This window comes from Verrucomicrobiota bacterium JB022 (genome assembly GCA_030673845.1).
Classification (GTDB): domain Bacteria; phylum Verrucomicrobiota; class Verrucomicrobiia; order Opitutales; family Oceanipulchritudinaceae; genus WOUP01.
In genome coordinates this window covers 291,602-306,083 of record JAUTCQ010000012.1, presented here as the reverse complement: position 1 = coordinate 306,083, position 14,482 = coordinate 291,602, and the positions used below count along the sequence as shown (strand labels likewise).

10 protein-coding genes are annotated in these 14,482 nt (G+C 61.4%); 4 read left to right on the top strand and 6 right to left on the bottom strand.

Annotation, left to right across the window (positions count from 1 at the left end; genetic code table 11):
* Window positions 1–9 precede the first annotated feature (9 nt).
* From Q7P63_08210 to Q7P63_08185, 6 genes are all read right to left on the bottom strand, one after another.
* Complete coding sequence (locus Q7P63_08210; GenBank protein MDP0500071.1) at window positions 10–1,353, bottom strand: GH1 family beta-glucosidase; 1,344 nt, start codon at window positions 1,351–1,353, stop codon at window positions 10–12.
* 17 nt (window positions 1,354–1,370) lie between these two features.
* A complete protein-coding gene (locus tag Q7P63_08205; GenBank protein ID MDP0500070.1) occupies window positions 1,371–2,579 on the bottom strand; it encodes a glycoside hydrolase family 27 protein in 1,209 nt (402 codons plus the stop codon).
* Window positions 2,580–2,761: 182 nt separating this feature from the next.
* A complete protein-coding gene (locus Q7P63_08200) occupies window positions 2,762–4,030 on the bottom strand; it encodes a mechanosensitive ion channel (GenBank protein MDP0500069.1) in 1,269 nt (422 codons plus the stop codon).
* Between the two features lie 159 nt (window positions 4,031–4,189).
* Entirely contained in the window at window positions 4,190–5,497 is a 1,308-nt protein-coding gene (locus Q7P63_08195; protein ID MDP0500068.1) for a fasciclin domain-containing protein, read from the bottom strand.
* Window positions 5,498–5,870: 373 nt separating this feature from the next.
* On the bottom strand, window positions 5,871–6,608 hold the full coding sequence (locus Q7P63_08190; GenBank protein ID MDP0500067.1) for a response regulator: 738 nt from the start codon (window positions 6,606–6,608) through the stop codon (window positions 5,871–5,873).
* A gap of 15 nt (window positions 6,609–6,623) precedes the next feature.
* On the bottom strand, window positions 6,624–7,769 hold the full coding sequence (locus Q7P63_08185) for an ATP-binding protein (protein MDP0500066.1): 1,146 nt from the start codon (window positions 7,767–7,769) through the stop codon (window positions 6,624–6,626).
* A gap of 173 nt (window positions 7,770–7,942) precedes the next feature.
* Between Q7P63_08185 and Q7P63_08180 the strand changes: the two genes are divergently transcribed.
* The 4 genes from Q7P63_08180 (at window position 7,943) to Q7P63_08165 (ending at window position 14,404) form a co-directional block, all read left to right on the top strand.
* A complete protein-coding gene (locus Q7P63_08180) occupies window positions 7,943–9,733 on the top strand; it encodes an extracellular solute-binding protein (protein ID MDP0500065.1) in 1,791 nt (596 codons plus the stop codon).
* 233 nt (window positions 9,734–9,966) lie between these two features.
* The gene (locus tag Q7P63_08175) at window positions 9,967–11,001 is read left to right on the top strand and encodes an ABC transporter permease subunit (GenBank protein ID MDP0500064.1); all 1,035 of its coding nucleotides are present in this window, start codon (window positions 9,967–9,969) and stop codon (window positions 10,999–11,001) included.
* Window positions 11,001–12,590, top strand: coding sequence for an ABC transporter permease subunit (locus Q7P63_08170; protein ID MDP0500063.1), 1,590 nt, complete (start codon window positions 11,001–11,003; stop codon window positions 12,588–12,590). The genes Q7P63_08175 and Q7P63_08170 overlap by 1 nt, the downstream gene beginning before the upstream one ends.
* A 164-nt stretch (window positions 12,591–12,754) precedes the next feature.
* Window positions 12,755–14,404 (top strand): ABC transporter ATP-binding protein, encoded by a 1,650-nt coding sequence (locus tag Q7P63_08165; protein ID MDP0500062.1) that lies wholly within the window; start codon window positions 12,755–12,757, stop codon window positions 14,402–14,404.
* The last annotated feature ends 78 nt before the right edge of the window (window positions 14,405–14,482 follow it).

The window sequence follows — 14,482 nt, the reverse complement described above, 5'->3', positions numbered from 1 at the left end:
CCGCCTTTTTTACAGGTTGGCGCCATGCTGGCGAATCAGTTCGCGATACCAGTGGGCGGAGTCTTTGAGCGTGCGCTGTTGCGTCTGGTAGTCCACATGCACGAGGCCGAAGCGTTTGCTGTAGCCAAACGCCCACTCGAAGTTGTCCATGATCGACCAGTAGAAATAGCCCAACGCGGGCACCCCTTCGTCGATGGCGCGGCGGTAGTTGCGCAGGTAGCGCCGCACAAAGTCGATCCGCTGACCGTCGCGCACATGGCCGTCGCAATCGACCCAATCGGGGTTGGCCATGCCATTTTCGGTGATCACGACCGGAAGGTTATACCGCTCGTGCAGGAACTTCGGGCCCCAGTAGAGCGCTTCGGGCACGACGTTCCAGTCCATCGGCGTGCGGGGGTGGCCCACCGGGAATTCCAGATTGCGCCAACCGCCTTGGCCGTCCGCCTCCACGAGGTCGGCGTGGTAGATGTTGGCGCCAAAGAAGTCGAGCGGCTGGCGGATGGTATCGAGATCGTCGAGCGCGCCTTCCGGCAGCTCCGGGTGCAGCTCTTCGGGGTATTGGCCGAGCACCATCGGGTCGGTATAGGGCGTGGTGCACCAGAGGCCCTGCTGATTGACGGCGAAGGTGGCGGCGCGGGCGGCAGCGATGTCTTCCGGGCTCTCCGTGCGCGGGATCTTGATCACGCCCACCGGAGCCGCGCCGATCTGGGCGGGGGACTGGCTGTGGCTGCGGATCACCTGTACCGCGAGACCGTGGGCGACCATGTGGTGATGGTTGATGCGCAGGATGTCGCGGCGGCCCAGCTTCAGGCCGGGCGCGTGCACGCCATCCTGATGGCCCAGCAGCACGGAGCACTGCGGCTCGTTGAGCGTGAACCAGTTTTGCACGCGGTCCGAAAGGCGGTCGACCACCACGCGGGCGTAGTCGGCAAACCACTGCGGACTGTCCGCATTCAGCCAGCCCCCCCGGTCGTAGAGCGCAAGGGGGTAATCCCAGTGAAAGAGCGTCACCCACGGGCGGATGTTTGCCGCCAGCAGCGCATCGACCAGCCGATCGTAGAAGTCGAGGCCCTTGGCGTTGACTGCCCCGGTGCCTTGGGGGATCACGCGCGGCCACGAGATCGAGAGCCGGTAGGCCTGCAGGCCGAGGTCGGCCATCATGCGCACGTCGTCCGCATAGCGGTGGTAGTGGTCGCAGGCGACCGAGCCGTCGTTACCGGCAAAGACCTTGCCCGGCGTGTCGCAGAATTGGTCCCACACCGAGCGACCGATCCCGCTGTCGCGGCCCCAGCCCTCGATCTGGTAAGAGGCGGCAGCGGCGCCCCAGAAGAAGTTTTTCGGAAATGGCGTCATGGGCGAAGCGGGTAGGGTCAGTCGACCTTGTTCAGGCGCAGAAAGATCACGTCGTGCGGCTCAAGCGTGCGCTCGATACGCTTCAATTCGCTGCGCAGGCCGAGGTCCTGGGCGGCCCAGATGTCGCGCACCTGATAATCGCCGGGGATGAAGTAGAGGCGCTCGAAATCGAGGGCCGTGGCGCGCCGGTCGTCGCTGGCGTTGAGCACGCAGACGGCCCAGTCGCCCTCCGAGAGTTCGCGCACCCAGATCTCGCGCTCGCCATCCTGGGAGAAGCGCCAGCCCTGCTTGCCCGCCTTGTCCTGATCGATCGCAATGGCCTCGCGGTTGGTCAGGATCTGGCGGATCGGCTCCGACATGTTGCGCACGTCGTTGCCCGCGATCAACGGGGCGGCGATCATGCACCAGAGGCTGAAGTGCGCGCGCGATTCGGCAACCGTCAGGCCCGGGTTGCCCACCTCCAGCATATCGGGGTCGTTCCAATGGCCGGGGCCTGCGTATTTTTCGAGGCCTTCATGGCCTTCCTCGCGGTCCATCTGTATGTCGAGGATCACTTTCCAGCCGTGCGACCAGCGTTCGACACAGTCGTAGCAGTCGATAATGTCGCCGGAGGTGCGCCAGAGGTGGCCGACGCCCTTGGCCCACTTCCACGGCTGGTTCTGGCCCCATTCGCAGAGGCTGAAGACCACGGGCCGCCCCGCTTTTTTCAGCGCACGGCTCATCGTGGTGTAGGCCTCCTTCGCGTCGCGCCCCTCGGTGAAGCACCAGTCGTATTTCAGGTAATCGACGCCCCACGAGGCATAGTTGCGTGCATCCTGAAACTCGTGGCCCTGGCTGCCGGGGTAGCCTGCGCAAGTCTTGCTGCCGGCGCAGTTGTAGAGGCCAAATTTGAAGCCGTGCTCGTGCAGGTAGTCGCCCAAGGCCTTCATGCCGCTGGGGAACTTGTTGGGATCGGCGACGAGGTTTCCCTCTTCGTCGCGCTCCATCGCCATCCAGCCGTCGTCGAGCACGATGTAGTTGTAACCCGCATCGCGCATCCCGCTGTCGATCATCGCCTGCGCGACATCCTTGACGAGCTCCTCGTCGATATGGGTCTCGAAGGTATTCCAGGAGTTCCAGCCCATCGGCGGGGTCTGGGCGAGACCTTCGAATTTCTGGGCTTGGGCAGCGGGCAACAGGCAGGCGAGCGCCAGCAATGCCCCGGCAAAGGGTAAACGCAGCTTCATGAGGGGTAGGGAGGGTAACGGTTGTGTCGGGCAGGCGTCTGTATACCGCCCGACAAGGGTTGCCGCCATCATACCACCTTTTCCGCTACTGCCCATGAGAAACAGCGGATCGTTTCTGAGAAGGTTGGGCTGTGTAAGGTGCGCTATTAGGTAAACCAGTCGCTCCCCTGTTCCACGCTCGGTCAATCCTCCTCGCGCGGCGGCTTCGCATCGTCTTCCACGAGGCGTACGCGAATGCTTTCCGGGGAGCGGAAATGCACGTCCTGCTGTGGGAAGGGGATCTCAATATCGTGTTCCTTGAAGAGGTCCCAGATCTTGAAATAAAGCTGGCTTCTGACGTTGCTGACGCCGTTGGAGGGGTCGTTGATCCAGAAACGTAGCTCGAAGTCGACCGAGCTGTCGCCATAGCCCACCATCAGGCAATTCGGGGGCGGGTCTTGCAACACGCGCGGGGTTTCCTTGGCCGCGCGCAGCACCAAATCACGCACCAGGTGCACATCGCTGTTGTAGCTGACGCCCAGGGGCAGGCGCACGCGCACATCGCTGGCGGAGTAAGACCAGTTGATCACGCGCTGGGTGATGAGGTCTTCGTTGGGGATCAGGTGCTCCTTGCCGTCGCGTGTGATGATCGAGACGTAGCGCCCCTTGAGGTTGTTGATCCAGCCGTAGGTGCCGTCGATCTCGATCACGTCGCCCGGCTTGATCGACTTGTCCGCCAGCAGCACGAAGCCGCTGAAGAGGTTGCTGACCACCTTCTGCAAACCGAGGCCGAGACCCAAGCCGAGACCACCGCCGAGGAAGGTCAGCACCGTCACGTCCACGCCCATCGCATCGGTCGCGGCCAGGGCGGCCACGGCGATCAGCGCGATACGGATCAGCTTGCCGCTCAGGACCTTGACGGAGGGACTGAGATCGAAGGTGTCCAGACGCTTTTCCAGCAGGTTGCCCAGGCCGAACCCGACCCACAGGGCCACGAGGAGCACCACAATGCCGTTGAGCACGCCCAGCATATTGATGTAGAGGGTGCCCATCGCGAAGTGCATCCCCTCCAGCTGGTCCTTGATCAGGCTGACGGGGGGCAACAGCAGCTCCGCCGTGATGAGGTAGGCCACCAGCCGTGCGGCACGCGAGAGGTGCAGGTCGGGAATGCGCCGGCCGACCAAGCCCACGAGCACCCAAAGCAGCACGAGAATGGAAAAACGCCACACGAGGTCGCTCGCATGGCCGAAAATCGCCAGAAACGCGCCCGCCACCGCCGTGCCGAAGGTCACCACCAGCGGCACGCCCCACGACGCCACCAGCTCGGCCGCCCGCTCGCTCAACCCCTCCTGCCGCTTGCGAATCAGTAGCCGGGCGACGGCCCAGCTCAGCAATGCGGCGGCAGCAATCACCCAGACTTCGATGGCAAGAGGGCGACTGAGCGTGCCGAGGATAGTGTCAAACGTCATCATCGTAGGATTCATCTTAGCGGAAAGTGGCTGGCAGGCAACTCCATATGGTCACCTCATGAAAACGCCCGCCCCCGTGCGAAAGGGGGCGGGCCAGGTCGCTTCTCCTGTAACTAACTCTGTCGTGTGCTTACATGTGCTTTCTGTCGCTCTAAAAAGAGATTAATCGGCCAGATCCGGGATCAGCACGGTGTCGATCACATGGATCACGCCGTTGCGGGCCGGGACGTTAGTCATGGTGATGGCGGCGCTGTTATCGGTCTCGCTCGTCACCATCAGTTGCCCATCCATACTGCTGACGTCGATCGTGCCGCCGCTGAGGGTCGTGATTTCGGTGTCCATTGGCACTTCGCTGGCGTAGACCTTGCCCATGACGATATGGTGCTGGAGGACTTCCACCAGTTGCGGAGTCGTCAGGCCAGCCACAGTGTCGGCGATGGCGGCGAAAGCCTCGTCGGTCGGCGCAAAGACCGTGTAGTCGTCCTCGCCCGTCAAAGCGGGCACCAGACCGGCGGCGGTGGCGGCATTGACGAGCTGCATAAAGCCGGCATCGCTGGCCACGCCCGCCAGATCCTTCGGCGGCATGATCACCTTGTTGATCGCGTGAATCACACCGTTGTCGGCCATCACGTTGGCGGAATCGAGCATCACCATGGCGCTGCCGTTGAGCATGATGCCCATGGGAGTCACCTCGATCATGATGTCGGCGCCGTTCGCAGCGGTGACGTAAAAGGTGTTCATCTCGCCCGAGAACATGTCTTCCACGTCAAAAGTCAGATCTTTGGCGGTCAGCGTACCCGGCACGACGTGGTAGAGCAGCACATCGGCGAGCTGATCCGTGCTCAGGCCCGCCGTTACGTCGGAGATATCAGCAAAGGCCTCGTTGGTGGGGGCGAAAACGGTAAAAGGCCCTTCGCTATTGAGCGTGCTCGCAAGGTTGGCCGCCACCACTGCATCGACGAGGCTGCTGAAGCCCAGATCGGTCGCAATTTCCGGGATCTCCATGGTGGACTTCCGCTCCAGTAGCAACGGTGCCATCGTAGCGTAGCTGTAGAAGACGCGCGGGGTGGGCATTTGCGCTTCGACGCCAACCATGTAGAGCACCCAAAAGGGATCGCCCTCGCCGCCATCGTTGAGCCACATGAAGGGATGGGTGTCGCGGTCGGTAAAAGTCCACCCCCGCAGGCCGGCTTCGGTGATGTTGGGGTCGAAGAACCAAAGGGTTTCCGACATCGGATCGGCGCTGAGATAGATCTGGCCGTGCTCCTCGTGCCAGATCCACTCCTCATTGTTCAGTTCGGACCCGTCGACGGTGCGGAAGGTGCCGAACCAGTTCTGTAGGTAGGTCGTGCCATTCATTTCGACCGTAGTGGCATCGGCAAACGCCGGTGAGATGTTGCTGGCTAGTTGGGCGTAGGCCGGCGTCAGACACAGCGCGGCCAAGGTAGTAGAGAGATAGATTTTTTTCATCGTATGGTAGAGGTTCCCTGCACTCTACCCCGCTTGGTCGCTCAATTCTCCGGCAAATTCGCTCAATGGCGAGAGACGAATCCTTAGCGGTTCCTATCGTTCCTTAAACGGTATATCGGGTTGCGTTTGGATTTTTCGGAATTTCCTTTTGATCCCTCTTTCCGCAAGCCTAGCTGGCCGTGATTGCCTCATTACTGGAGTGGTACGCCCTTAGGAGCGCGTTCCCGGGCTTTGAATATTCACTATGCCAGCCAGACCTTAGCCGGGGGTGAAGTCCATAGGGCCGATCTCGTGGGTCTTATCGGCGCTGCGTAGACAAAAAAGCACCCTCATCGAAGGTGCCGACCATACCGCCCGCCTTGGCAAGCCTGGCTCAAATGCCCAGTTTGGTCTTGAACGACTGAGCGGCCCGGCGCGACATCTGGATGCGGGTGCCGTCTTTCAGCGTCACGAGCAGGCCGCCATTGAACCAGGGCTGGATATTCTTGATCCACTTCAGGTTGATGATCTGCTTGCGGTTGGCCCGGTAAAACATGCGGGCGGGCAGGCGCTGCTCCAGATAGTTGAGGGTGCGGCTGATGAGCGGCTTCTCGTCGTCGAAATACATCCGCACGTAGTTGTCCTCGCTCTCCATCAGGCGCAGGCGCTCGTATTCGACAAACCAGCAGCTGTCGCCGTCCTTGATAAAGATCTGCTCGTAATCGTTGTTCTCGTTGAAGGTCGTGGCGGCGCGGGTGATGCGCTGATACTTTTCGAGGCGCACGCGCACGGCCTCCAGCAAATCCTTGGGCTGGAAGGGCTTGGTGATATAGTCGTCTGCCCCCAGGCCCAGGCCCTCGCGCACGTCGGCGGGGTCGGTCTTGGCCGTAAGGAAGATAAAGGGAATGATGGCCGTGCTTGGGTCGTTCTGCATCGCCTCGAAGACGCCGTAGCCATCGACTTCCGGCATCATGATGTCGGAGATGATGAGGTCGGGCGCGTCCTTCTGGGCCATTTCGATACCTACCCGGCCATTGGGCGCGGTATGCACTTCAAAGCCGTTGGCTTCCAGCAGGTCTACCAGGGGCAGCACCACCTGTTCGTCATCTTCGAGCACGAGAATCTTGGTCATAAATAGCGGGGGTATCTAGGCGGCGGGTTGAGCAGGCAGGCGGACGCGAAAGGCGGTGCCGCGTCGCTCTTCGCTTTCGAAGGTTATCTCGCCTCCGTGCAACTCCGTCGAGCGTTTTACAATATTGAGCCCCAATCCGGTGCCCTGGATCTGCCCGACGTTGGAGGCGCGGTGGAAGGGCTGGAAGAGGTCGCGCTGTTCCGGGCGAGGAATGCCGATGCCGCGGTCGCGCACCTCGAAGACGAGGCGGTCTTCGTTCAGCCCCAGGCGGAAGTGTACCGGCTCGACTGGCGGGGAGTATTTGAGCGCGTTGTTCAGCAGGTTGTGCAGGATGTGGCTGAGCAGGTTTTCATCGAGCAGGTAAGCCCTGTTGGCCTCCAGCTCCGGCTGCCACTGGATGCGGCGACCGGGGTAGGCATAGGTATACTCTTCCACCAGACTCTCGCAAAAGGCGACCGGCTGCAGTGGGGTGGGGCGGAAGGGCAGCTTGCCTGCTTCGGCCCGGCTGACGAGCAGCACCTGGTCGAGCAGGCCGTTCATGCGCTTCAGCGCCTGCTCGATGTTCACAAAGTGGCGCTCGCGCTTTTCTGGTGCGAGGCGGTCTTCGTATTCGCGGACAAAAGAGGCCGAGCCCTGGATCGCCGTCAGCGGGGTGCGGAACTCGTGGCTGACCATGCGCAGGAAGCGGCTCTTGATCTCGTTCAGCTCGCGCTCGCGGGCGAGGGCCTTGCGCGTCTCCTCTTCGGCCCGGATACGCTCCGTCACATTGTGCTGGATGCCCACAAAGTGGGTCAGCTCGCCGGCAGAATTGTGTACGGGAGACAAATACAGCTCGTTGTAAAACATCTCCCCCGTCTTGCGGTAGTTGCGCAGCAGCACATTGCAGTGCCTGCCTTGGCGGATGGCGGCGCGAAGCTGGGGCAGGTCGGGCTGGTCGTGATCGTCTCGCTGGAGAAAGCGGCAGTTGCGACCGATCACCTCCTGCGGCTGATATCCCGTGAGCATGGTAAAGCCGTGGGAGATGAAGACCAGCGGCATGTCGGGCTGCCGGGCATCGGCGATGCTCACCCCGGTGCCATGGTTGACGCTTTCGATCGCATGCAGGTAGACCCCAAGGTCGAGGGGGGAATCCGACTGAAACTCTGCAGGCAAATCGAGCATTATAGAGAGCGTAAGAGTGTGATGGGGGGCTGCAACCGTTCACCTGCTGGTGGTCGGCACTGCCGTGCGATCGGTCGTAGAAGGCTGCAAATGCTATCGCCACTCTTGATTGATCGCAGTCCGTATGTTACTTCCCCTACACGTTCCAACGCAAACCGTCGATCCTTTTGAAGATGTTCCAGTTCCGCAATCGACTCCTTCTCGCCAGCCTCAGCCTTCTCACCTTTGCCGCGCCCGGCTTTCTGCAGGCCGAAGAGAGCTTCCCGCCGGAGGGCTGGCAAGAGCGGCCCGATCCGCTGGCCAGCCCCGATGCGATGCCGGGCGGGACGATCTCCGTCTACGTGGGGGACTACCCGAAAAGCTTCAATTACTACCTCGATAACAATGTTATCAGCAGCCTGATCTTCAACCTGATGTATCCGACGCTGCTGGAGGTCGACGGGGTCTCGAAAGAGTTCATCCCCGGCATCTGCAACCGCTGGACCATCGGCGACGACAAGCAGACCTTTACCTTCCACATCGACCCGCGCGCCAAGTGGAGCGACGGCAAGCCCATGACCGCCGAGGACATCGTGTGGACCTTCGATACGATCCTCGACGACAAGAACCTCACTGGCGTGCACAAGGTAGGCCTCGAAACCTTCGAACGGCCCGAGATCATCGACCAGAGCACCGTGCGCTTCAAGGCCAAGGAAGTCCACTGGCGCAACCTGCTCGTGCTCGCCACCTTCAACGTGATGCCCAAGCACGCGTTTGCGAAGCAGGACTTCAACCTCATCAATTTCGAATTCCCGGTGGTCGGCGGGGCCTACAAGATCGGCGAGTTGGCCGAGAGCCGCTACCTGCGTATGCAGCGCCGGGCCGACTGGTGGGGCTTCAAGCGCGCGTCCAACGAAGGGGTGCTGAATTTCAACACCATCGAGCTGCGCTTCTTCCCCGACCGCGAGCAAGCCTTCGACGCCTTCAACAAGGGCCAGATCGACCTCTTCCAGGTCTATACCTCCGCCCGCTGGGTGCGCCAGACCCAAGGCGAGCCCTACGACAAGAACTGGATTGCCAAGCAGCAGATCTACAACTACGACCCGATCGGCTTCCAGGGCTTTGCCATGAACCTGCGCCGCGCGCCCTTCGACGACGTCCGCGTCCGCAAGGCCCTCGCTCATCTGCTCGACCGCGAGAAGATGAACGAGACGATCATGTACAACCAGTATTTCCTCCACAGCTCTTACTTCGAAGACCTCTACGACCGCACGAAGAAGAGTCCCAACCCGCAGTTTGCCTTCGACAAGGCCAAGGCGCGCAAGCTGTTGGAGGAAGCCGGTTGGAAGGTCAACAAGCAGACGGGCATCCTCGAAAAGAACGGTCGCCCCTTCGAGATCATCTTCCTTACCCGCGACGCCAGCACCGACAAGTTCCTCGTCATCTATCAGGAAGACCTCAAGGACGTCGGTATCCGCCTCAAGATCGAGCGCAAGGACTGGGCCGCGTGGCTGAAGGACATGGACGACTTCAACTTCGACATGACCTGGGCCTCCTGGGGCGCCAGCCTCTGGCGCGACCCCGAGGGCATGTGGCACTCCAAGGAAGCCGAGCGCACTGGCGGCAACAACGTGACGGGCTTTGCCGACGACCGGGTCGACGAGCTGATCGAAAAGCAGAAGACCATCTTCGACATCGAGCAGCGCGACGAAATTGTGCGCGAGATCGACCAGATCGTGACCAGCGAAGTGCCCTACGTCCTGCTTTGGAACATCGACTACACGCGCCTGCTCTACTGGAACAAGTTTGGCATGCCCGACACTGTGCTCTCCAAATTCGGAGACGGCAATGCGGCCATCAGCTACTGGTGGTACGACGACTACGCCGCCGCCGACCTCCAGCAAGCCCGCAAAACCGGTCGCGCCCTCCCGGGCAAGGACTTCCAGGTCCGCTTCGACGACTGGTACGAAGGCGAAGAAGAATAGGGCAGATTTTTAATTTGAACAGGAGTTAAAAAGAGTGAAAAGGAGTCGGAGGGCCAAGCATGATCAACAGAAGAACACAAAGGTCTCAAAGAATGTTAGATCCCAGCCCAAGTCATAAACAATCGGATTCCTTTATAAGCAAGATCCTCTCTTGGCGTCCTTTGTGTTCTTCTGTTGCAATAAAAACTCTTTTTAACTCCTTTTAACTCCTGTTCCAATTTTCCTATCCATAAATGGAACGACTCGCCTATTTTATCCGACGGCTACTGCTGGTCATCCCGACCTTTATCGGGATAACGCTCAGCACGTTTATCCTGATCCAGTTTGTGCCCGGTGGGCCGGTGGAGCAGGCGATCATCCAGATGCGGGGGCTGCAAAACGTCCAGGGCGCCAACGCCTCCCAAGCGATCTCCGAGCGGCAACGGGAGGCGATCAAGGCCCACTTCGGCTTCGATAAGCCCATTCATGTGCGCTACTGGAACTGGCTCGTGCACGACAAGATGGGCATGGAAGTCCGCTCCTACAAATACAGCAACAAGACGGTGTGGGAGCTGATCAGCGAGCGCTTCCCCATCTCCCTCACCTTCGGGCTCACCGGCTTCATCCTCAGCTACCTCGTGTGTATCCCGCTGGGCATTGCCAAGGCGCTTAGAAATGGGGGCGTCTTCGACTTGTGGTCGAGCGTCATCGTATTTGTGGGCTACGCGATCCCGCCATTTGCCTTCGGGATGCTGCTCAAGCTCTTCTTTTCCGGCTCTTCGACTCATTTTCTCGACTGGTTCCCGCTCGGCGGCTTCCGCAGCGACAACTGGGCCACGCTCTCCCTCTGGGGCAAGATCACCGACCAGCTCCACCACATGGTGCTCCCACTGCTCTGCTACCTGATCGGGAATTTCGCCGTGCTGACGCTGCTGATGAAAAACTCGCTGCTCGACCAGATCGGTCAGGACTACATCCGCACCGTCATTGCCAAAGGGGGCACGCTGCGCCGCGCCATCTGGCTGCACGCGCTGCGCAATGCCATGATCCCCATCGCGACGGGCATTGGCAGCATTTTTACGCTCATGTTCGCCGGCGCGGTGCTGATCGAGCGCGTGTTCAACATCCCCGGCATGGGCTGGCTGAGCCTCGATGCCATGGTCAGTCGCGACTACATGGTCTTCATGGGCATCCTGGCGCTGACATCGTTGCTCGGGCTGCTGGGGCGCATCTTCTCGGATTTCTGCTATGCGCTGATCGATCCGCGCATCACCTTTGAGAAAAACTGATGCCGCGCTTCTCGATAGACCCGATCACGCGTCGCCGCTGGCAACGCTTCCGCCGCACGCGCCGCGCCTACTACTCGCTCTGGGGCATGGTGGTGCTCTACCTCATCGGCCTCTGCGCCAATTTCCTCGCCAACGACCGCCCGCTGGTGGTGCGCTACGAGGGCAACTGGTATTTCCCCGTCTTTGCCTACTACCCCGGCACCGCCTTTGGGGGCGATCTCCACACGCGCGTCGATTACAAAGACCTGGCGCAGGAGCCTCGCTTTGCCGAGACGAAGGGCAACTACATGATCTTTCCGCCGCTGCCCTTCGGCCCCAACGAGAACATCCCCCCGGCCGACATCGACGCGGGCAAGACGATCCAGGTCTCGTTTTTCCGCGAGCCGCAGGTGGCATCGGTCGACCTCAACGAAGAGTTGGAGATCCGCCGCGCGCAGACGCCCGAGTTTTTCTTTGGCGGCAGCAGCTTCCGCGAAATCCGGGGCCAGCCGCTGGGCGATTACTGGATGGTGGGTGACGATTTCAAAGCAGCCGTGCGGCAGCGTTTCGCCAATCAGGCCGCGCCCGCGCAGACGATCATCGCCACCAATGCCAGCGGCGAACAAATCGAGCTGGCCTTTTCTCCCTTTGAGCCCTGGGACCGCGCGCCCAATGTCGTGCGCGTGATCCTGCGCGAAGCCGGCGTGGCGGGCAATTACCAGACGACCAGCTTTGACGAAGCAGGGGAGGCCGCCACCGCGCTGCCCCCCATCTGGAACGACCTCGCCGAGGCCGACCAGCAACGCGTGCGCGAAGCCGCCGCCGACCGCTTCCGCAGCCTCGTGCCCGATGTCTACGTGACGGTCGAAGGTGCGCCCTATCGCGTGCGCTTCAGCCGCGAAGATGTCGCCTATCCCTTTCGCCCCACCGACGCCCACCCGATGGGGCTCGACAACGCCGGTCGCGACGTGCTGGCGCGTATCCTCTACGCCCTGCGCATCTCGCTCAACTTCGGCTTCGTGCTCGTGGCGGCGACCATGATCGTCGGTACCATCATTGGCGGGCTGCAGGGCTACTCTGCGGGCTGGGTCGACCTCGTGGGCCAGCGCCTGATCGAGATCTGGGAATCGCTGCCCTTCCTCTACGTGATCATCTTGCTCGGCTCGGTCTTCGGGCAAAGCTTTGGCCTCTTGTTGCTCGTTTACGCCGTCTTCAACTGGATCGGCATCAGCTACTACATGCGCGGCGAGTTCCTCAAGCTGCGCAAGCAACCCTTTATCGAAGCCGCGCGCGTCATGGGCATCCCGCCGATCAAGATCATGTGGCGCCACATGCTGCCCAACTCGTTGGTGCCGCTGATCACGTTTTTCCCGTTCTCACTCGTGGGCGCGATCAGCGTGCTCACCGCGCTCGACTACCTCGGCTTTGGCCTGCCGCCGCCCACCCCCAGTTGGGGAGAGCTGCTTTCGCAAGCGCAGGACGCCCCGCACGCCTGGTGGCTGATCCTTTACCCATCCCTCGTGCTCTTCTTCGTGCTGCTGCTCACCGTCTTCGTCGGCGAAGGCATCCGCAGCGCCTTCGACCCAAGAGTCGCGAGCCGCATTGAATAACTTTAATTGGAACCGCAGTTAAGAAGTGTTCGCCTATTTTTATCTCACAGAAGAACACTATGAACACGAAGAGAAATAAATGAGAACATTCTAAGCCTTTGTGTCCTTCGTGCTCTTCTGTTTTAAAACTCTTTTTAACTCCTGTTCAAAAAATAATCCTCTTCATGCCCGATACACCGCCGCTTCTCCACGTTCAGGACCTCCGTGTGACCTTCCGCACGGAAGACGCCACGGTGTTGGCGGTCGATGGGGTGAGCTTTGAGGTGCGGCCCGGCGAGACGCTGGGGCTGGTGGGCGAGTCGGGCAGCGGCAAATCCGTGACCGCGATGAGCATGCTGCAGCTCATCCCCAAGCCCATGGGCAAGATCGAGGCGGGGCAGGCCCAGTTTCAGGGGCAAGACCTCCTGCAGTTGCGCCCCGGCGTGCTGCGCAAGGTGCGGGGGCGCAAGATCGGGATCATTTTTCAGGAGCCGATGACGGCCCTCTCGCCGCTGCACACCATTGGGCGGCAGTTGATCGAGACCCAGCGGCTGCACCGTAACATTTCCAAGGCCGAAGCCCACCGCGTGGCCGTCGAATGGCTGGGCAAGGTGGGCATCCCCGAGCCCGAGCAGCGCATGGACAGCTTCCCGTTCCAGCTCTCGGGCGGCATGCGCCAGCGCGTGATGATCGCCATGGTCCTGATGCTCGACCCCGACCTGATCATCGCGGACGAGCCGACCACCGCCCTCGACGTGACGACGCAGCGCGGGATCTTCGAGCTGATCCTGCGCATGAAGCGCCCCGACTCGGCCATGCTCTTCATTACGCACGACATGGGCGTGATCTGGCAGCTCTGCGACCGCGTCGTGGTGATGAAAAAGGGCAAGCTGGTGGAGCAGGGCGACGTGCGGCAGATCTTCTCCGCGCCCGAGCACCCCTATACTCAGCAGCTCCTCAGCGCCGTGCCGCGTATTACCGACGCCAGCCGCCGCGACGCCGTGCCTGAGCCTGCCCCCGAGCCGTTGATCCGCATCGAACACCTCAAGACGTGGTTCCCGATCAAGCGCGGCCTGCTCGCGCTGACCAAAGGACACGTCAAGGCGGTTGACGACGTGAGCCTCGACATCTTCCCGGGCGAAATTCTCGCGCTGGTCGGCGAATCCGGCAGTGGCAAGAGCACGCTCGCCCGCACCATCCTCGGCCTCGAAAAGGCCACCGCCGGCAGCATCACCTTCCGCAGCAAAGATTTGACCCAGCTCGGCCCCAAGGAGTTCCGCCCCCTGCGGTCCGATCTGCAGATGGTCTTCCAGGACCCGTTTTCGTCGCTCAACCCCCGGATGACCGTGCGCGACATCCTGACCGAAGGCATGAAGGAGCACGGCAAACTGGAGGGCGACCGCAGTGAGGTGGCGGCGCAACTGTTGCGCGAAGTCGAGCTGGAGCCCGAGCACCAGTGGCGCTACCCGCACGAGTTTTCGGGCGGTCAACGGCAGCGCATCTGCATCGCCCGCGCCCTCTCGCTCAAGCCCAAGTTCATCGTCTGCGACGAGGCCGTCAGCGCGCTCGATGTCACGGTGCAAGCCCGCGTGATCGACCTGCTGTTGGGCCTGCAAGACCGCCACGGACTCACCTACCTCTTCGTTTCGCACGACCTCAGCGTGGTCAAGCGCATCGCCGACCGCACCGCTGTGATGCGCCACGGCAAGATCGTCGAAATGGGCCCCACGAGCGAAGTCATCGGCAACCCACAGCACGCATACACGCAGACCCTCCTCGCCGCCGTCCCCGTCCCCGGCGACGAAGCCTCCCGCGAAAGCCTGCGAGCGGGGTAGGGAAGGGAAGAGGTCAACAGAAGAACACCAAGAGCGCAAAGACGACAAACGACAGCCTACCTTCTTCGTGTTCTTTGC